The organism is Desulfarculaceae bacterium (genome assembly GCA_020444545.1).
Taxonomy (GTDB): Bacteria; Desulfobacterota; Desulfarculia; order Desulfarculales; family Desulfarculaceae; genus Desulfoferula.
The window spans coordinates 151,906-170,803 of sequence record JAHLKT010000005.1; the positions used below are offsets into that span (position 1 = coordinate 151,906).

20 protein-coding genes are annotated in these 18,898 nt (G+C 65.9%); 17 read left to right on the plus strand and 3 right to left on the minus strand.

All coding sequences use genetic code 11. The features are described from left to right. The first annotated feature begins 13 nt into the window (after positions 1 to 13). The 12 genes from KQH53_15800 to KQH53_15855 all read left to right on the plus strand — a co-directional run bounded on the left by KQH53_15800 (position 14) and on the right by KQH53_15855 (position 14,254). Positions 14 to 1,900 carry an NADH-quinone oxidoreductase subunit NuoF gene (locus KQH53_15800; GenBank protein MCB2228144.1) on the plus strand — a complete coding sequence of 629 codons (1,887 nt, stop codon included), beginning with the start codon at positions 14 to 16 and terminating at the stop codon, positions 1,898 to 1,900. 31 nt (positions 1,901 to 1,931) lie between these two features. Then, complete coding sequence (locus tag KQH53_15805) at positions 1,932 to 2,537, plus strand: (2Fe-2S)-binding protein (protein ID MCB2228145.1); 606 nt, start codon at positions 1,932 to 1,934, stop codon at positions 2,535 to 2,537. An 18-nt stretch (positions 2,538 to 2,555) separates the two neighbouring features. Next, on the plus strand, positions 2,556 to 4,985 hold the full coding sequence (locus KQH53_15810) for a hydrogenase iron-sulfur subunit (protein ID MCB2228146.1): 2,430 nt from the start codon (positions 2,556 to 2,558) through the stop codon (positions 4,983 to 4,985). A gap of 65 nt (positions 4,986 to 5,050) precedes the next feature. Further along, the gene (locus KQH53_15815; GenBank protein ID MCB2228147.1) at positions 5,051 to 5,482 is read left to right on the plus strand and encodes an iron-sulfur cluster assembly scaffold protein; all 432 of its coding nucleotides are present in this window, start codon (positions 5,051 to 5,053) and stop codon (positions 5,480 to 5,482) included. Positions 5,483 to 5,563: 81 nt separating this feature from the next. Then, positions 5,564 to 7,378, plus strand: a complete 1,815-nt coding sequence (locus KQH53_15820) for a HAMP domain-containing protein (protein ID MCB2228148.1) — start codon at positions 5,564 to 5,566, stop codon at positions 7,376 to 7,378. 534 nt (positions 7,379 to 7,912) lie between these two features. Beyond that, entirely contained in the window at positions 7,913 to 8,245 is a 333-nt protein-coding gene (locus tag KQH53_15825; protein ID MCB2228149.1) for a cytochrome c, read from the plus strand. A gap of 75 nt (positions 8,246 to 8,320) precedes the next feature. Then, positions 8,321 to 10,519 carry a molybdopterin-dependent oxidoreductase gene (locus KQH53_15830; protein ID MCB2228150.1) on the plus strand — a complete coding sequence of 733 codons (2,199 nt, stop codon included), beginning with the start codon at positions 8,321 to 8,323 and terminating at the stop codon, positions 10,517 to 10,519. Next, positions 10,516 to 11,271: a 4Fe-4S dicluster domain-containing protein gene (locus KQH53_15835; protein ID MCB2228151.1), complete on the plus strand. Its 756-nt coding sequence runs from the start codon at positions 10,516 to 10,518 to the stop codon at positions 11,269 to 11,271. Before KQH53_15830 ends, KQH53_15835 begins: the two co-directional genes overlap by 4 nt. Continuing rightward, a complete protein-coding gene (locus tag KQH53_15840; protein ID MCB2228152.1) occupies positions 11,264 to 12,010 on the plus strand; it encodes a cytochrome b/b6 domain-containing protein in 747 nt (248 codons plus the stop codon). Before KQH53_15835 ends, KQH53_15840 begins: the two co-directional genes overlap by 8 nt. A 2-nt stretch (positions 12,011 to 12,012) precedes the next feature. Next, positions 12,013 to 13,209 carry a hypothetical protein gene (locus tag KQH53_15845; protein ID MCB2228153.1) on the plus strand — a complete coding sequence of 399 codons (1,197 nt, stop codon included), beginning with the start codon at positions 12,013 to 12,015 and terminating at the stop codon, positions 13,207 to 13,209. Between the two features lie 73 nt (positions 13,210 to 13,282). Next, a complete protein-coding gene (locus KQH53_15850; protein MCB2228154.1) occupies positions 13,283 to 13,624 on the plus strand; it encodes a rhodanese-like domain-containing protein in 342 nt (113 codons plus the stop codon). Positions 13,625 to 13,654: 30 nt separating this feature from the next. Further along, the gene (locus tag KQH53_15855) at positions 13,655 to 14,254 is read left to right on the plus strand and encodes a redoxin domain-containing protein (protein ID MCB2228155.1); all 600 of its coding nucleotides are present in this window, start codon (positions 13,655 to 13,657) and stop codon (positions 14,252 to 14,254) included. Here the strand turns inward: KQH53_15855 and KQH53_15860 are convergent. The 3 genes from KQH53_15860 to KQH53_15870 all read right to left on the minus strand — a co-directional run bounded on the left by KQH53_15860 (position 14,251) and on the right by KQH53_15870 (position 16,305). Further along, a complete protein-coding gene (locus KQH53_15860; protein MCB2228156.1) occupies positions 14,251 to 14,895 on the minus strand; it encodes a molecular chaperone TorD family protein in 645 nt (214 codons plus the stop codon). The two genes, KQH53_15855 and KQH53_15860, sit on opposite strands and share 4 nt — an antisense overlap. 74 nt (positions 14,896 to 14,969) lie before the next feature. Next, positions 14,970 to 15,614, minus strand: a complete 645-nt coding sequence (locus KQH53_15865) for a cytidylate kinase-like family protein (GenBank protein ID MCB2228157.1) — start codon at positions 15,612 to 15,614, stop codon at positions 14,970 to 14,972. Between the two features lie 58 nt (positions 15,615 to 15,672). Further along, complete coding sequence (locus tag KQH53_15870) at positions 15,673 to 16,305, minus strand: cytidylate kinase-like family protein (GenBank protein MCB2228158.1); 633 nt, start codon at positions 16,303 to 16,305, stop codon at positions 15,673 to 15,675. Positions 16,306 to 16,664: 359 nt separating this feature from the next. On the opposite strand from KQH53_15870, the gene KQH53_15875 reads away from it, so the two are divergent. The 5 genes from KQH53_15875 to KQH53_15895 are packed head-to-tail and all read left to right on the plus strand — an operon-like array spanning position 16,665 to position 18,895. Beyond that, entirely contained in the window at positions 16,665 to 17,234 is a 570-nt protein-coding gene (locus KQH53_15875; protein MCB2228159.1) for a Na+/H+ antiporter subunit E, read from the plus strand. After that, positions 17,234 to 17,503 (plus strand): hypothetical protein, encoded by a 270-nt coding sequence (locus tag KQH53_15880; protein MCB2228160.1) that lies wholly within the window; start codon positions 17,234 to 17,236, stop codon positions 17,501 to 17,503. Before KQH53_15875 ends, KQH53_15880 begins: the two co-directional genes overlap by 1 nt. After that, entirely contained in the window at positions 17,500 to 17,826 is a 327-nt protein-coding gene (gene mnhG, locus KQH53_15885; protein ID MCB2228161.1) for a monovalent cation/H(+) antiporter subunit G, read from the plus strand. Before KQH53_15880 ends, mnhG begins: the two co-directional genes overlap by 4 nt. Next, on the plus strand, positions 17,823 to 18,068 hold the full coding sequence (locus tag KQH53_15890) for a DUF4040 domain-containing protein (protein MCB2228162.1): 246 nt from the start codon (positions 17,823 to 17,825) through the stop codon (positions 18,066 to 18,068). Before mnhG ends, KQH53_15890 begins: the two co-directional genes overlap by 4 nt. Further along, entirely contained in the window at positions 18,065 to 18,895 is an 831-nt protein-coding gene (locus tag KQH53_15895) for a Na(+)/H(+) antiporter subunit B (protein ID MCB2228163.1), read from the plus strand. Before KQH53_15890 ends, KQH53_15895 begins: the two co-directional genes overlap by 4 nt. Positions 18,896 to 18,898: the final 3 nt, after the last annotated feature.

Below are 18,898 nucleotides of genomic sequence, written 5' to 3' on the forward strand. Positions count from 1 at the left end.
GGAGTGTAAGGCAATGCAAGCTACGGCAAAAAAGACGGGGCAGGCTAAGCTGGGCTCCCTGGAAGAATTGGAGCAACTGCGCGGCGAGCTTACCGCGGCGGTGGACCCGGACCAGACCCTGATCGTGGTCTGTCACGGCACCGGCTGCGTGGCCAACGGAAGCCCGGGCGTCACCGAGGCCCTCAAGAAGGCCCTGGCCGACGCGGGCGAGGACATAAAGGTGGTGCCCGGCATCAAGACCACCGGCTGCCACGGTTTCTGTTCGCGCGGCCCCCTGGTGATCATCAAGCCGGCGGGCATCTTCTATCAGCAGGTCAAGCCGGCCGACGCCGAGGATATCGTCGCCCAGACCATCCAAAAGGGCGAGACCGTGGAGCGGCTGCTCTACAAGCATCCCCAGACCGGCGACACCCTCAGCACCACCGAGGAGATCCCCTTCTACGCTGGCCAACAGCGGGTGGTCCTGCAGAACATCGGCCAGATCGACCCCACCGACATCGAGGACGCCCTCCGGGCCGGGGCCTATGCCGGCGCGGCCAAGGCGCTCACCGCCATGCAGCCCAGTGAGGTGGTGGAGGCGGTCACCAAGTCCGGCCTCAGGGGCCGGGGCGGGGCGGGCTTCCCCACCGGCGTGAAGTGGGGCCTGGCCGCCAAGCACGGCGACGTCGAAAAGTACGTGCTGTGCAACGCGGACGAGGGCGACCCCGGAGCCTTCATGGACCGCTCGGTGATGGAGGGCGACCCCCACGCCGTGGTGGAGGGCATGATCATCGGCGGCTACGCCATCGGGGCCAACGAGGGCTACGTGTACGTGCGCGCCGAGTATCCCCTGGCCATCAAGCACCTGGAAATGGCCTTGGCCGACGCCCGGGCCCTGGGCCTGTTGGGCGAGAACATCCTGGGCAGCGGCTTCAACTTCGACATCCGCATCAACCGCGGCGCGGGCGCCTTTGTCTGCGGCGAGGAAACCGCCCTCATGCGCTCGGTGGAGGGCAAGGTGGGCGAGCCGGTTCCCCGGCCGCCGTACCCCTCGGACAAGGGCCTGTTCGGCAAGCCCTCGGTTCTCAACAACGTGGAGACCTGGGCCAACGTCAGCCGCATTCTCGAGCGCGGCTGGGAGTGGTTCGCCGGGCTGGGCACCGAGAAGTCCAAGGGCACCAAGGTATTCGCCCTGGTGGGCAAGGTGAACAACGTGGGTTTGGTCGAGGTGCCCATGGGCATCAAGCTCCGGAACATCGTCATGGACATCGGCGGCGGGGTCCCCGGCTCGGACCACTTCAAGGCGGTGCAGACCGGCGGGCCTTCCGGCGGCTGCCTGCCCTGGGAAGACGCCGACCTGCCGGTGGACTTCGACTCGCTCATCGCGGCCGGGTCCATGATGGGCTCGGGCGGCATGATCGTCATGGACGACCGCGACTGCATGGTGGACGTGGCCAAGTACTTCCTGGGCTTCCTGGAAGAGGAATCCTGCGGCAAGTGCTTCCCCTGCCGCCTGGGGGTGCCCCGCTTGCGCGAGACCCTGGTGCGCTTCTCCAAGGGCGAAGGCACCGCCGAGGACATCGACGACCTCTACAGCCTGGCCGAGGCCATCAAGATGGGCTCCCTGTGCGCCCTGGGCGGCACCGCCCCCAACGCGGTGCTCTCGACCCTTCGCTACTTCCGCGACGAGTACGAAGCCCACATCCTGGAGCACCGCTGCCCGGCCGGGGTCTGCAAGGACCTCATCACCTACAGCATCGATCCGGAGGCCTGCACCGGCTGCCACGCCTGCTTCCGGGCCTGCCCCCAGAATGCGGTCAGCGGCGAGAAGAAGAAGCCGCACACCATTGATGAGAGCCTGTGCATCCGTTGCGGCATGTGCATGGAATCGTGCAAGTTCGGGGCGATCCAGGTCGTTTAGGCGTTTGGCCCCTTTCTCGGGAGACAGCAAAATGTTGAATCTGACCATAGACGGCAAACAAGTCCAGGCCGAACCGGGCTGGACCCTGTTGGACACGGCCCGCCAGAACCATATAGACATACCCACCCTGTGCTACCACGAGGCGGTGGAGCCCTTCGGGGCCTGCCGGCTGTGCGTGGTGGAGCTCAAGGTGGGCGACAACTCACGCCTGGTGGCCTCCTGCGTGTACCCGGCCGAAGAGGGCCTGGAGGTGCACACCATGAGCGAGAAGGTGAAGAACGTGCGCCGCTGGATTTTGGAGATGCTCCTGTCCGAGTGTCCGGCCAGCGAGGCGGTGCGCGAAATGGCGGCGGAATACGGCGTGGAGAGCACCCGCTTCGAGGTGAAGAACCCGGAGGAAGAGTGCATCCTCTGCGGGCTGTGCGCCCGCACCTGCTCCCAGGTGGTGGGAGCCAACGCCATCAGCACGGTGGGCCGGGGCCCGAGCAAGAAAATCGGCGCCCCCTACATGATTCCCGGCGATGACTGCATTGCCTGCGGCACCTGCCTGACCGTATGCCCCACCGGGGCCATGCGGGCCCGTTTCGATCAGGTGCGCGGGGTTCCCGCCGTGGTCATGGCCCGGTCCGGCAAGTAAGAGCAAAGGAGACGAACCATGGCTGAAAATTCCAAGATAGGCGTCTTCCTCTGCGAGTGCGGCCGCCGCATCGCTCCCTTGGTGGACTTAAAGGACCTCTCCGCCAAGCTGACGGCCGATCCCCTGGTGGACTACGTGGCCATCGAGCCCTTCACCTGCATGGCCCCCGGCATCGAGCAGGTGACCAAGGCGGTGGAGGAGCAGGGCCTGAGCCGGGTGGTCATCGCCGGCTGCGAGGCCCGGGTGCTGCTCAAGAAGTTCCAGGAAGAGCTGGCCGCCACCGGCCTGGAGGAGGGCCAGATCGACATGGTCAACCTCCGGGGCCACGTGGCCCAGGTTTCGGATCTGAGCCCCGAGGACAAGGCGGCCAAGGGCTTCAAGCTCATCAAGGCCGCGGCCGCGGGCCTGGACGCCCTGACTCCCAGCGAGAAGGAAGCGGTGGACTTCAAGGGCCCGGTGATGATTCTGGGCGGAGGCATCGCCACCTACAGCGCGGCCCAGGAGCTGAGCCGCCGGCAGATAGATTGCATCATCGCGGTGAGCACCGACGAGTGGGAAGACGAGATCCGCATGCTGCACGAGCACTATCCCGGCGAGCGCCACTACTACGACCGCATGGAAAACATCATGCGCGAAGTGGACGAGAGCGAGCATGTGCGGCGCATCACCGTGGGCGAACTGACCTCGGTCAGCGGGCGCACCGGCGAGTATTTGGTCACCTTCAGCGACCCCATGGGCGGCCCGCCCCGGGTCTATGAAGCCGGGGCCATCATCGCCGCGCTGGACGGACAGATGCTCAACCAGGGCACCAACTTCGGCCACGACGGCCGCAACGTGATCTGCCACACCGAGGCCGAGGAGATGCTCTGGACCACCGGCGTGCCCGAGGGCAGGGTGCTCTTCTGGATCAACGACTACGAGGCCGGACATCCCGAGTATGCCTACCTGGCCTCCCGCGCGGCCTGGTCCATGGCCCGCTACATGCGCGAGCGCTCCCCGCTCACCACGGTGACGGTGCTCTACAACCACCAGATGCCGGTGCCCCTGTCGGCCGGCGAGAGGGTGGCCAGCCGCAACCTGGGCATCTCCTGGGTGCCCTACGACGGCGCGCTCAGGCCCACGGTGCAGGCGGGCTACGTCACCTACTGCGACCCCGAGGACCACACCGAGCAGGAGATGCCCTGGGACCGCCTGATCCTCAGCCCCCGCCGCTCGGTGGGCCACGAGGCCACCAAGGTGGCCCACGTGTTGGGTCTGGAGCACGTGGAGGGTCACTTCCTGGAGCCCCACAAGCAGCGGGTGCGTCCGGAGATGGTGGGCCGGGCCGAAGCCTTCTTGGCCGGCAGCGCCCGCTACCCCTGCGACCTGCACGAGGCCCTGCGCCAAGGCCGCCGGGCGGCCAGCAAGACCGCCGAGATGGTGGAAAAGGCCGCCCAGGGCGACCTGTACGCCCCGCGCATGGTCTGCACCGTGGACCAATCCAAGTGCATCGGCTGCGGCCTGTGCAAGGAGATCTGCGACTGCGGCGGCATCGAGCCGGTGGAAGGTCATGGCGGCAACATCCCCCGTCACGTGGACCCCATGGTCTGCACCGGCGGCGGCACCTGCGCGGCGGCCTGCCCTTATCACGCCCTGACCCTGCAGAACAACACCACCAACCAGCGCGAGGCCCGGGTGTCCACCCTGGCCGCCTCGCTGGCCCCGGAAGAGGTGTTGGCATTTGGCTGCGCCTGGGGCGGCCTGGCCGCGGCGGACAACGCCGGGGTCAAGGGCCTCAAGTACGACCCGCGCATGTACATGCTGCGGGTGGGCTGCATCGGCCAGCTCGACCCCTCGGTGATGGCCCGCGCCTTCCTGGAGGGGGCTAACAGCCTCCTGCTGATCGGCTGCCCGCCCGAGGAGTGTCACCACTCCTACGGCCTGGACCACACCTGGAGCCGGGTGAACCTGATCAAGAAGCTGTTGCACCTGTGCGGCTTCGACCGGCGGCGCATCGCCTTGGCCCACGCGGACCTCAACAGCCCCGAGGAGTACATCCACACCGTGGAGAGCTTCGTGGCCCAGATGGCCGAGCTGGGGCCCATCGAGCGCACCCCCGAGAACCTGGAGAAGCTGGCCGGGCTCTACGCCACGGTCAACAACGCCCGGGTGCGTTGGGTCCTGGGCGCCACCCTGCGGCGTCCCTGGGAGGAGGTCTACCCCGGCAACCAGCGCAACGCCCTGGCCTTTGACCGCGACATGATGGGCGTGGTCAGCGAGGAGTTCATCAAGAGCCGGGTGGCCAACCTGCTGCGCGACACCCAGAAGCCCTACCAGCTGCACGAGCTGGCCTCCGCCCTCAAGGCGGAGGAGAAGCCGCTCATGGAGAGCATCCGCGAGATGGTGGGCGAAGGCGTCATCGGCCGCACCCACAAGGACGGCAAGGCCCACTACATGCTGCGCGCCTGATAAACCAACCCCGAACCAACGCCGGGGCCGGAGCATGTTCTCCGGCCCCGGTTCAGTGAAGCGCCATGTCAGACAATGAACACAACGAGCCCGCTCCGGGCCAATTTTCCGAGGCCTTCCTGGCCCACGCCCTCACTCCGGCCAACGTGGGCATGTTGCCCAACCCCGACGGCTACGCCCGCCCCAAGGGAAGCTGCGGCGACTTCTTGGAGCTGTACCTGAAGGTGGTGGACGGCAAGGTGGCCGACGCCCGTTTCATGACCGAGGGCTGTTTGCACACCGTGGCCTGCGGCAGCGCCATGACCAGCATGATCAAGGGCCGCGAACTGGGCGATGCGGCCCAGCTCAGCGCGGCGGAGATCGAGAACGAGCTGGGCGGCCTGGAAAAAGAGCATCGCCACTGCGCCGCCCTGGCCGCGGCCACCCTCAAGGCGGCGGTGCGCGACCACCTCAAGCGCAAGCAGGCTCCCTGGAAGAACCTCTACGGTCGCCGCTAGCCTCCAGCTTGCCTCGGCCGCGCTCCGGGCCTATATAATTAGGGACGCCCCGTCAACCCGGCGGGGCGGAGGAGCGCCGTATTGCGTCCACGCCTGACCAGCCTGCGTCAGCGCCTGCTGATTTTCCTGCTCCTGCCCGTGGCCCTGCTCTTGGTGGGCCTGGGCGGGTTCGGCTTTTACTATGCCCGCCAAAGCCTTTTGGACTCCTGGCGTGAGTCGGCCATGCTCAGCCTGGAGCGGGCGGCCCACGCCATCGACATGCGCCTGGCCCAGCCCGAGGACGCGGTGGAGCTGATCAACAGCCTTTCCAGCCAGGCCCCCACCAACCCCCAGGAATGGGAAACCCAGCTGGCCAAGCTGCCCGGAGTGGACCGGGTACGCATGGAGCTGACCGGCCTGGAGCCTCCCGCCGCCCTGGGCCCGGAGGGCTCGCCCTTGCCCCGGCGGGGCAGGGGCCAGGCCATGGGCCAAGGCATGGACGGGGCTGGCCAGGGCATGGGCTATGGCATGGGCCCCATGCGCTTCCACCGGGTGGAGGTGGCCAAGGTGACCAGCCCCCGCCTGGACACCACCTCGGGCCGCGAGACGGTGACCATGGTCTTCGACCTGGTGAGCGAGGACAAGAAGCCCATGGCCCGCCTGGAGATCGTGGTGCGCTTCGCCCACCTGCTGGAGGACCTCAATGCCCTCAACTGGTGGCGGAGCGACAACGTGTATCTGGTGGACCGCACCGGACGGGTGCTGGCCCGGGGAGCCGAGGCGGTGCCCCTGGGGGGCAGCCTGGGTAGCGGGGGCGATGCCTTCCGCCTGGATGTGCTGTCAGCCCTGCTGACCCACAACAAGGGCACGGTGATGAGCGGGGGCCACCCGGCCAAGGAAGTGGCCGGTTTTTACCGCCTGAGCCGGGCGCCATGGACCCTGGTGCTCATCGCGCGGGGCGAGGCGGTGCTGGGGCCGGTCACCGACTTTCTCAGGGCCTTTGCCCTGGCCTCCCTGGTGTGCATCGGCCTGGTGCTTCTCATCATCTTCACGGTCACCGGCCGGGTGGCCGGTTCGGTGCGCCAGGTGTGCCAGGCCGCGGTGCAGGTGGCCCAGGGCAACTACCAGCGGGTGCCCACCCCCCACAGCCGCGACGAGTTCTTCCGCCTGGCCCGCCACTTCAACACCATGGTGGCCGGGCTCAAGGAAAAGGACCACATCCGAGACACCTTTGGCCGCTACGTGGACCCCGGGGTGGCCCGCAGGCTCATGAGCCGGCCCGAGGCAACCAACCTGGGCGGCGAGAAGCGCCAGGTGGCCATCATGATGACCGACGTGCGCGGCTACACCGCCCTGTGCGAAACGCTCAGCCCGGAAGAGACCATCGCGGTGATCAACCGCTACCTCTCGCGCATCATCGAGGTGATCCAGCGCCACGAGGGCATCATCGTGGACTTTTTGGGCGATGCGGTGCTGGCCTTTTTCGACAGCCTGGAGGACGGCATCGAAGTGGCGGTGCAGCGCGCGGTGTGCTGCGCCCTGGAGCTGCAAGAGGCCACGGCCGAGTTCAACCGCGAGGCGGCTGAGCAGGGCCGCACCCAGCTGGAGACCGGCATCGGGCTCAACGCCGGCGAGGTGGTGGTGGGCAACATAGGCTCGGCCAAGCGCACCAAGTACGGCATCGTGGGCGGGCCGGTCAACCTGACCCAGCGCATCCAGTCCACGGCCGAGGGCGGCGAGATCGTCATCTCACAGGAGGTGTGCGACCGGCTGCCTTCCGAGGTCCAGGTGGGGCGCAGCTTCAAGGTGAAGCCCAAAGGCCTGGAGCGCGAGATCGCACTTTTCGTGCTCACCGGCTCCGCCTCCTGCGGGGTGCTCCAGCCCGAGCCCCTGGCCTCGCCCCCTGTTAACAATTAATCGCTCCTTAACACCACCGCCTTTGGGCCCCGCCGGAGCCGTTTGTGATAAATGGCTCAATTTGCGATAAATAATACGAAAAATAGTCTTTACACCCCAAATGCATAGCAGTTTACTTGGTGTAAAGTTCCGCGGCCGGGCCAGCGCCGTCCCGGGCCGCGAAGCGAATCATATTTTGACGCCTTCCCGTTGATGCCTTTGGGCATAACATACCGATAATCAATCAGGAAAATAGAGTATCCCTTCCAAGAGGCCGGAGGGGCCCGCCCACCCGCTTTGCGGTGTCGAGTGTTAGGTGTTTAGCAACTGTTCACTTAATTAACACCTTGCGCCCTTGCGACCTGGGGTATGTGTAACGCTTATGCAACATAACATTCTGTATTAATGCGACAAATCATTTTTGTCCCCCAGGGTGGCATGCCTGTTGCTTTGGTTGGAGCCCCGATCCGAAAACGCACCCAAGGGTGAGCAATCTTGGAAAACATATGTAAAACGGCCGGACGCCAGGCTGGCCACCCGCAAGGAGAGTCTCTGATGTTGAAACGAATTTTGGTGATGCTGTTGGTCCTGAGCTTCCTCGGCGCCGGCCTGGGCGTGGCCCTGGCCTCCGGTGGCAAGGGCAACTCCCGCAAGGGCAAGTACCTCTACCGCAAAAACTGCCGCGTCTGTCACGTGGAAAACGGCAAGGCCAAGGAGCTGAGCCCCATCAGCAAGACCCAGGCCCAGTGGAAGACCACCTTTGCCGACGCCAAAAAGCTGCCCTGCGCGGCCGAATGGGCCAAGCTATCGGACAAGGACATCACCGACATCTACGCCTACCTCTGGGGTCACGCCAAGGATTCGCCTTCCCCGGCCAAATGCAAGTAGACCTCCGTGGTGCGGCGGGCCCTCGCCGCCGCGCCTTTTTTCCCAGTTTCGCTTCTGTAGCGGAGTAAGCAGACCATGGCTAAATCCTCTCGCCCCGCCCTGTCCCGGCGCGGCTTCCTAAAGCTGGCCGGCGCGGCCGGCGCGGCCGCCGCCCTGGGCGGCACGGCGCTGCCGGCGGCCAAGCCTGCCCAGGCCGCCGGCGGCATCCGCCCCGGCTTCGAGAGCAAGTTCACCGTGTGCGACATGTGCTTCAACAAGTGCAGCGCCATCGCGCGGGTGCAGGATGGGGTGGTCCACAAGTTGGACCCCAATCCCAAATTCCTGAAGTCGCGCGGCATGCTCTGCGCCCGGGGCAACGCCGGGGTGGAGCAGGTCTACGGCCGCGACCGCCTCAAGTACCCCCTGCTCAGGGTGGGCGAGCGCGGCGAAGGCAAGTTCAAGCGCATCTCCTGGGACGAGGCCCTGGACATCGCGGCCGAGAAGATGAAGGCCATCGGCGACCGCTACACCCGCTGCGGCTTCATGTTCATGGCCGGCAGCGACATGCAGTCCACCTTCGTGCACCGCTTCGCCGAGGCCTACGGCTCCTACAACATGCTCAGCCACGAGTCCATGTGCCTCATCGCGGGCACCCGGGCCTTTTTGGACACCTTCGGCGAGGTGCCCATCCCGGACATGCTCTACGCCAAGTACGTGGTCATGGTGGGGGCCAACCGTTTCGAGTCCCTGGTCACCCCGGACAGCATCGACCTGATGAGCGCCATGAAAAACGGGGCCAAGCTGGTGGTGCTGGACCCGCGCTACACCAAGAGCGCGGCCAAGGCCGACGAGTGGTTCCCCATCAAGCCCCGCACGGACATGGCCTTCATGCTGGCCCTGGCCCACGTGCTCATCAAAGAGAAGCTCTACGATAAGAAGTTCGTGGCCGAAAAGACCTACGGCATCGAGCAGCTGAGCAAGCACGTGGAGCCCTACACCCCGGAGTGGGCCGCGGCCCAGTGCGACATCCCGGCCAAGGACATCGCCCGCATCGCCCGCGAGCTGGCCAAGGCGGCCCCGGCGGCCATGGTCTATCCCGGCCGCCGCTCCTCCAACTACACCGACTCCACCCAGATCCGGCGCTCCTACGCCATCGTCAACGCCCTGCTGGGCAACTGGGACCGCCCCGGCGGCCTCACCGCCGCCCGCAAGGTGGGCCTGGCCGGGGGCGTGCCCTTTGAGGCGCCCTTCTACGAGAACAACCCCGAGGACCGCATCGACGCGGGCAAGGCCACGCTGATGTTCCCCGAGGAGGGCTCCTTCAAGCTGGCCCGCGACGCGGTGATCGCCGGCAAGCCCTACCCGGTCAAGGGTTGGTTCACTTATCACACCAATCCCATGCAGACCGCGGCCAACCGGCAAAAGACCGTGGAGATGATCAACCAGTTGGATTTCATGATCTCCATGGACATCCATATGAGCGACACCGCCTGGATGGCCGATTTGGTGCTGCCTTCCCAGACCTATCTGGAGCGCCAAGACCCCTGCTCGGCCCAGCAGGGCTCCAGCGCCTGCGCCTGCGTGGTCATGCGCGATCCGGTGGTGGCCCCGCTCTACGAGTCCAAGCCGGTGTTCTGGGTCATGCAGCAGATCGCCAAGCGAATCGGCCTGGGCGAGCACTTTGATTTCACCATCGAGCAGTTCCGCGACAAGCAGCTGGCCGAGCTGCCCGGGGCCATGGACGCCCTCAAGCGCGACGGGGTCTACTACAACCCCTCCAAGCTCTACGGGGTCTACGAGGGCAAGATCTACAAGACCAAGTCGCACAAGATCGAGCTGTACAACAGCCGCTACGCCGAGATGGGCCTGGACCCCATGCCGGTCTACACCCCGCCCAAGCCGGGAGGCCACGACCGCTTCCGCATGGTGGTGGGGCGCAACGCGGTGATCACCCAGTCCTCCAGCCAGAACAACTCCCTGCTGGTCAAGTTCCAGCCCACCAACCACCTGTGGATTCACCCGGACCCGGCCAAGGAGATGGGCATCACCAACGGCGAGTGGGTGTGGGTAAAGGGACCCCACGGCAAGCAGCGGATTCAGGCCAAGGTGACCCACCAGACCCGGCCGGACACGGTGTACATGGCCACCGGCTTCGGGGTGCTGAGCAAGGACCTGCAAAATATTTACGGCGAAGGGGCCTGCATCGCCGAGGTGTTGAACGACGACTTCGACACGATCAGCGGGAACATGGCCATGCATGAGACCTGGGTCCGCGTGGGCCGGGAGGCGGCATGATGGCAAAGCAACTGGGCATGGTGATCGACGCCGACTCCTGCATCGACTGCAAGGGCTGCATGGCCGCCTGCAAGGTGGCCAACGAGGTGCCGGGAGACAACTGGCGCAACTGGATCAAGGACGGCGAGATGGACTGGAACGCCAAGGGCAAGAGGCGCATGGTGTTCCAGCCGGGCAACTGCATGCAGTGCGACAAACCCACCTGCGTAACCGCCTGTCCCACCGGGGCCACCTACAAGAGCAAGGCGGACGGGGTGGTGTTGATCGACCGCGGCCTGTGCATCGGCTGCGGCCAGTGCATCAAGGCCTGCCCCTACGGGGCCCGCTACCGCAACGACAAGCTCAAGGTGGCCGACAAGTGCGACTTCTGCCGCAGCCGCCGCGAGGTGGGCCTGGAGCCGGCCTGCGTTAGCACCTGTCCCACCAAGGCGCGGGCCTTCGGCGACCTCAACGATCCCGCCTCGCCGGCGGGCAAGCTCTACGCCGCCCAGAAGGACAAGGCGGTGCAGGTGGTCAACGCCGAGAGCAACACCGATCCCAACATCTACTACCTGGGCGCGCCGGGCAACAAGCACTGGCCGGTCAAGGCCCAGATGCCCTCGGCTTTCACCTTCTGGAAAAACGTGGCCGATCCCGGGGTCAAGGTGCTCATGGGCCTGATGGGCGTGGGCGTGCTGGCCATGCTAGGCAAGCAACTGGTCATGAAAAACGACGCTCCCGAGGAGCATCACGGGGAGGACGGCCATGAGTAGCCGCCAGATCCCCCGCCACACCCGGGCGGGCATCTTCATTCATTGGTTCAACGCGGCCTGTTGGTTCTTCCTGCTGGCCACCGGCGTGGCCCTCATCTCCAACCCGGAGCTCAACCCCCTGGGCGCCTGGTATCCCAAGGCGGTGCGCGCGGTGTTCATGGGCGGCGGCAACCTGCTGGTGGCCCACTGGCTGGTGGCCTTCATCTGGCTGGCGGTGTGGGTGGTCTATCTTTTCTGGGGAATGAACCGCTTCGTGGCCCCGTTCCTCAACTCGGCGTTCACCATCGAGCCCAACCGCGACATCCAGTGGATGATCAAGAAGAACCTGCAAATGATGGTGGGCTACAAGATGATGGCCAAGTTGGTCAAGCCCCTGGGCTACGACGGAACCATGCCCGACCAGGGCTACTACAACGTTGGCCAGAAGCTGGCCGCCCAGGGTCTCATCTTCGGCGCCCTGGCCCTGGTGGGCACCGGCTTCATCATGTTCGCCAGCAAGTACTTCCTCACCGCGGCCGACTCCTGGCTGGTGCAGTGGTCCATCACCGTGCACTTCATCGCCGCCGGGGTTACCACCGCCCTGTTGATCCTGCACATCTACATGGCCGCCATCAGCAAGGATGAGCGCCCGGCCTTTATTTCCATGTTCACCGGAACCGTGCCGGCCGAGTATGCCAAGCATCACCACCGGCTCTGGTACGACGAGCTAGAGGATTCCAAACCATCGGAGGTAGGATAAACATGAAACGCTTCAGCAAGAGCCTGGCCGTGGCCCTGGTGGCCGTCTTGGCCTTGGCCCTGGCCGCCCCCGCCCTGGCCGCGGAAAAACCGGCCTTCAAGACTTACCCCAACATCGTCGACGGCGCGTTCGTCAAGGACGTGGCCGACGGCAAGGTCAAGGGCTACATCTTCGACGCCCGCCCCTTCAAGAAGAAGTACGTCAAGGGGCACATCCCCGGTGCGGTGAACCTGCCCACCACCTACTTCGACCAGAAGAAGAACCTCTTGCCCGCCGACAAGGCGGCCCTGATCGTGTTCTACTGCGGCGGCCTCAAGTGCGCCCTGAGCCACAAGAACGCCTTCAAGGCCCAGGCCCTGGGCTACAGCAACATCGTGGTCTTCGCCAAGGGCTACCCCGATTGGAAGAAGGCCTACGGCCCCGGCGTGGTGGGCCCCGATCCCGTGGCCAAGCCCGCCAAGGCCGAGCCCGCCTTCAAGACCTTCCCGGTCATCGTGGAGGCGGCCTTTGTTAAGGACGTGGTGGACGGCAAGAAGGTGGGCCTGGTCATCGACGCCCGCCCCAAGAAGAAGAAGTATGACAAGGGCCACATCCCCGGCTCCCTGAGCCTGCCCACCAGCCAGTTCGGCAAGCTCAAGGGCCTGCTGCCCGCCGACAAGAATGCCCTGATCGTGTTCTATTGCGGCGGCCTCAAGTGCGCCCTGAGCCACAAGGCCGCGTTCAAGGCCCAGGCCATGGGCTACAAGAACATCAAGGTCTACGCCAAGGGCTACCCCGACTGGAAGAAGGCCTACGGCGCCGGCGCCATGGGCGCGGCCCAGGCCCCGGCCGCCAAGAAGGCGTCCAAGGGCAGCCTGAAGCCGGGCAAGGAAGAGGGCAGCGTGGACCTGGCCTTTTTCCAGGAGACCTACCAGAAGAATCCCCAGAGCATCTATCTGGTGGACGTGCGCGACCCCGGCGAGTACAAGGCCGGAGCCATCAAGGGCTCGGTGAACATCCCGGTGGACAAGCTGGCCAAGAGCATCGACAAGCTGCCCAAGAACAAGCCCGTGGTGTTCGTGTGCGGCACCGGCGCCCGCTCCGGCGAGGCCTTCTACATGATCAAGGACCTGGCCCCCCAGATGACCGACGTGTACTACATCGACGGCGAGGTCACCTTCAACCCCGACGGCACCTACAAGGCCGCCCCTCCCAAGTAGGGACAGCGTGCGCCATCGGCTTATATGCTTGAGTAAAGGCCCGGTCCCCCCCGCCGGGGGGCCGGGCTTTGTCTTGGCCGTGGTCCTGGCGGCGCTGCTGCTGGCGGCTCTGCCCGCTTTGGCGGCCGCGCCCGCCTGGTGGGCCCAGGCCAAGGCCCAGGCCGACCAGTACGGCTACGGCCTGATCGACGACGCGGGCCTGGACAAGCTCTTGGCCTCGGACAAGGACTTTTTGCTCCTGGACGTGCGGCCGGACTACGAGTACGCCCAGGGCCACATCAAGGGAGCCAAGAACCTGGAGTTCCACCTGGGCGACCGCCTAACGCTGGACCCAGCCAAAGCCAAGCGCTTCGAGGCGCTGGCCGGGCCGGACCGTGGCCGCCTGCTGGTGATCTACTGCCGCTCCTTCCGCTGACTGCGCGGCGGTATCGCCGCCCGCTGGGCCGTGAGCCTGGGCTACAAGAACGTACTGCGCTACGCCGGGGGATGGCACGGCTGGCTGGCCCACCAGGGCAAGGCCGCCCAGGAGCTGCCTCCGGCCGGGCTAAAGAAAGGGGACTACTTCCCCTCCTGCCGCCTGGTGCTCTTGGACAAGGCTTCCGACCGCGCCTACCTGGGCATCAAGCACCAGGAGCCGGCCTTCTCCCTGGAGGACGTGGACGCGGACTATCTTTTCGTGGAGCTCTACGACGAGCTATGTTTCGGTTGCCTCAAGGAGGTGGCCTCCTACAACCACCTGTTCATCGAGTTCAACCAGGACCCCCTGCTCAGCAAGCGCATGAAGATGCTGGGCCTGGGCGTGGGCAGCCTCAACCGCGAGGTGATGCGCTTTCGCCGCCAGAAGAAGGTGCTCTTCCCCCTGTTCGCCGACCGCCGCCGCGAGGTTTTCAACTGCCTGGGCAAGCCCGGGCTGCCGGTGGCCTACCTGATCAAGCACACCGGCCCCGGCCGCTGGAAGATACTGGCCATCATGTCCGGGCACATCGGGGACACCCACGCTTTATTGAAGCGGATCAAGGCGGCCATGGCCACCGGGGCGCCCTAGGCGATCCCGCCGGCCTCGGCCTCCACCAGCTCCAGCAAGGCGATCAAGAGCTTGGCCACCAGGGAATAGACCGCACCGGGGTCGGCCTCTTCCTGCCGCGCGGCGAATTCGCGCACCCAAGGCAGCATGAAACGCCCCGCCAGCTCGGCCGCCTCGGCCTCGCCGCCCGGGCGCTCGCCGTCCCAGGACTCTTCCAAGAGATAAATGAGGTACTCGAGCTCCACGGCCAGGTGGTCCGGCGGCTCGCCGGGCTTCTCTTCCAAGGCCAGGCCCTCGGCCTCCAGACGCTGGGCCATGGCCTCGGCGGGCGGGCCCATCACCCGTCCCTCGCCCACGTAGCAGGAGTGATACAGGGGGGCGGGCACTCCGCCGGGTTTGGACACGAACATGCTAACGTAGCCGGGCTCCAGCTCGGCGCAGAGCTCTTTGGCTTCGGCCCCGGCCAGGCGGGCGCTCAGCGAGCGCAGGGCAGGGGAGGCGGCGGGAAGCATGGCGGCCAGCTCGCTGATCAACTCGCCTCCTTCGGGCCCGGCCAGGTCTGCGCAGAGCTCGGCGTCCGGCCCCCAGTAGAGCCGGGCCAGCATCGCCAACCCGTCCAGCACCGCTTCCTGCGCGGGGGTGTAGTCTTCCTGCTCGCTCATGCGTCTGCTCCTCGCTCGTGGCCTAAAGATAAGGGCCGCCCCTCGGGGCGGCCCGTGGTTTGTTTGCTCCCGGCTCAGTCCCAGATGGGCTCCGCCGTGGCGTCCACCGCCCCCAGCACCAGCTCGGTTATCTGCTCCTCGGCCGCCTCCAGCGGCACCAGGCTGGTGTTGAGCACCATATGATACAGGCTGGGGTCGTTGGGGTCGCCCTTGTAGAAGTTGGACAGGAAACGCTCGCGCTTGCGGGCCTCGCGGGTGACCATGGCCTCGGCCTTGTCCGGGGTCATGTTGTACATGTCCTCCATGAACTTGATGCGGTCGGCCCGCTCGGCCACCAGCAAAATGCGCAGGGCGTCGGGGTTGTGGCGCAGGATGAACTGGCTGCCCCGGCCCAGGATGATCACGTTGTCCTCCGCGGCCAGGTCCAGGATGATGCGGGTGAGGAACTCCACGTAGCGCTTCTCGTCGAAGTCCGAGCCGCTTTCGCCCAAATGGCGGTCGATGAAGCTGGAGGGCACCAGGCTGCTCAGGATGCGCATCAGGCGGCCGCCGGCCTCGCGTTGCACGCCCTCCACCCACTTGAGCGAAACGTTGGCCTGCTCGGCCACCTTTTGCAAAAGCCCCTCGTCCACGAACTCGTAGCCCAAGCGCCTGGCCACCCGCTCTCCCAGGGTCTTGCCGCCGGCACCGAACTGCCGCGAAATGCTAAGTATCGCCATAACCGCCCTCCACCGTATCTATAGCCGCGCCGCTTCGCAAAAGGTCGACTCTCCCGCCTCAGGCATAGGCCCTTTGTTTGAGCTTGTCCTCGATGCGGCGCACCAGGCGGGTCACCAGATTGGTGGCGCTCTCCAGGCTGATCAGGCTGGTGTTGAGCACCAGATGGTACAGGCTGGATTCGTCCGGCTCGCCGGGATAGAAGTTGTTCAGGAATCGGGTCCGCTTATTGTCGGCCTCGGCGATGAGACGCTTGGCCGTGACCTCGTCCATCTGGTAGTGCATGGCCATGAAGGCCACCCGGTGGGACAGCTCGGAGACCAGGAGCACCCGCACCGTGTCCGGCCTATAGCGCAAGATGAACTGGGCCCCCCGGCCCAGGAGCACCACCTTGCCGGTCTCGGCCAGCTCCTGGATCACCTTGCTCAGGCGCTCGATGTGGGCCTTGTCCTCTCCCTCGGCCACGGTCCAGCGCTCCATGAAATTGCTGGGGGCCAGGGAGGTGAGTAGCTCCACCACCTGGGCGTGGTACTGGCTCTGGGTGGCGCTGCCGCCGCTGGCTTTTTCGGCCTTGGCCGCCATCTGGTCGAGCTGGGATTCATGCAAAAAATGGTAGCCCAGCTCGCTGGCCACCATTTCCCCCAAGGTCCTGCCCCCGGCTCCGAACTGACGCGAGATGCTCAGCACGGCCATGCCCGGCCTCCCTTCCGCCCCGCCGGGGTGGACGCATCGCTGAGCCTCGGTCCCGGCTGGGGCCACTTTTAGTATTTAACATCATAAACCATGGCCGGGCCGCCTGGCAATCGCTCCTAGGGCACTGGTCGGCATTACCCGGTTGAAACCCTCCGGGCGGCTCCTCTATACTGGCTGGGAACGGCGGTGCTCCGGCCAGGGCGGCCGGAGCCGAACCGGACGCGAAACCGAAACCAACTCCGACGGCGACTACCACGAGGACGCGAACACTCAAGCGACGCTAGCTCACGCTCCACCGGAACCTGGCGCGAAGTCATGAAGGCTGTTGCCACGCTCTTGCCCCAAGAGGTGAACCGCCCATGCCGCAGACGCAGCCACCCGAGGATCGCTACAAAGCCGAAGCCGACCTGGTCTCGGGCCGGGTCCGCCCCGTCAAACGCGTCTACTCCTTCCTCTTCGTTTTCCCCACCATGATGGCCTTTTGGGTGGTGTTCTCCGGGCGTTTCGACGCCTTCCACCTGAGCCTGGGCGTCATCTCCTGCGCCCTGGTGGCCTGGTTCTCGGGCGACCTTTTCTTCCCCCGCCCGCCCCATCCCCGCCAGACAGTTATCTTATGGCTGCGCTTCCCCCGCTATGTGCCCTGGCTCATGTACCAGATCGTACTGGCCAACCTGCACCTGTTGCGCCTCACCTTCCATCCCCGCCTGTATGACCTCATCGACCCCCACATCATCCGTTTCCGATCCACCATGACCAGCGAGCTGGCCCTGTTGTCCCTGGCCAACTCCATCACCCTGACCCCCGGCACCATAACCGTGCGCTGCTCGCCGGACGGCGATTTCGCTGTGCACGCCATCGACCGGGCCTCGGCCGAGGCCCTCCCCGGCGAAATGGAACGCCGGGTGGCCCACACCTTTGGGGAGGATTGATGGATAAAGTTTTTCTCTACGCCGGCCTCATCCTCTGCGCCCTGATGCTCATCTCCCTGTATCGGGGGGTGTTCGGGCCCACGGTGCTGGACCGCCTGATCGGGGTGAACGCCATCGGCTCCAAGACCACGGTGCTGCTGGTGCTGGTGGGCTTTTTGTTCCACCGGGTGGACATGTTCGTGGACATCGCCCTGGCCTACGCCCTGCTCAACTTCGTGGCGGTGCTGGCCGCCTCGCGCTACTTCCAGAAGCGGGGAGGCCTGGGATGAGCATCCTGGTGACGGTCATGTTGGCCCTGGGGCTGGTGTTCTTCGCCGGGGCGGCGGTGGGCATCCTGCGCTTCCCGGATTTTTATTCCCGCCTGCACCCGGCCGGCAAGATGGACACCTTGGGCAGCTTCCTCATGCTGGCCGCCCTGGCGGTGCAGGAGCTGAGGCACTTTGACCTGGACCACGTGCTGGTGGCCGTAAAAATCATGCTCATCGTGCTGTTCTATTTCATCGCCAGCCCCACGGCCACCCACGCCATCGTGGACGCGGGGCTGCGGGCCGGGCAGAGCGCCTGGACCAAGCCTCGGGGGGGGCGCTCATGATCTGGCAGATCGACCTGGCCGTCTTGATCCTGGTGGTGATCTGCGCCATCGGGGCCCTGGCGGTCAAGGACCTGGTGGGCGCGTCGATACTCTTCGGGGCCTACAGCTTTCTCATGTGCATTCTCTGGGCGGTGATGGGCGCGGTGGACGTGGCCTTTACCGAGGCCTCGGTGGGGGCGGGGGTGAGCACCGTTTTCTTCCTGGCCGCCGTGTTCCGCACCAGCCGAAGGAGCAAGGATTGAAGCTGATCTCCCTGGCGCTGGTGGTCCTGTTGGGCGGGCTGTTCATGGCGGCCACGGCCGACTTCCCGGATTGGGGCGATCCCGCCTCGCCGGCCAGCCTGCACGTCTCGCCGCGCTACATCGAGAAAAGCATGGAAGAGACCTCGGTGCCCAACATCGTCACCTCGGTGCTGGCCGACTACCGCGGCTACGACACCATGTTCGAGACCGCGGTGGTGTTCACCGCCGGGGTGGCCTGCTTCCTGCTGCTCCGGCGGCGCGATCCCCGGCCCGGGCCCAAGCGCATCTACCGCCACCAGGCCACCGGGGTCATCGTGGAGATGCGCGAAGAGCCGGCCAAGGAGCCCTCCGGCGGGGTGTTCGTGCGCATAGACGACGACTGGGTGCCCCACGATTTGATCATCATGAACGTGTGCCGTCTGCTCATCCCCTTTATCCAGCTATTCGGGCTCTACGTCATCGCCCACGGTCACCACAGCCCGGGCGGCGGCTTCCAGGGCGGGGTGATCCTGGGGGCCAGCATCATCCTGCTGGCCCTGTCCTGGGATCTGCGCACGGCCATGGCCCGTTTGGGCGAGACCGCCACCGGCCTGATGAGCGCGGTGGGGGTGTTCATCTACGCCGGGGTGGGCGCGCTGTGCCTGGCCCTGGGCTCCAACTTCCTGGACTACAGGGCCCTGGGGCCGCTGATGTTCGTGGACCCGGTGCACGCCCGCAGCCTGGGCATCTTCTTCGTGGAGCTGGGGGTGGGCCTGGCGGTGATGGCCACCATGGTCTTGATCTACAAGAACCTGGCCTCCGAGGGCCTCATGGATCAGGGGTTGTAGCCC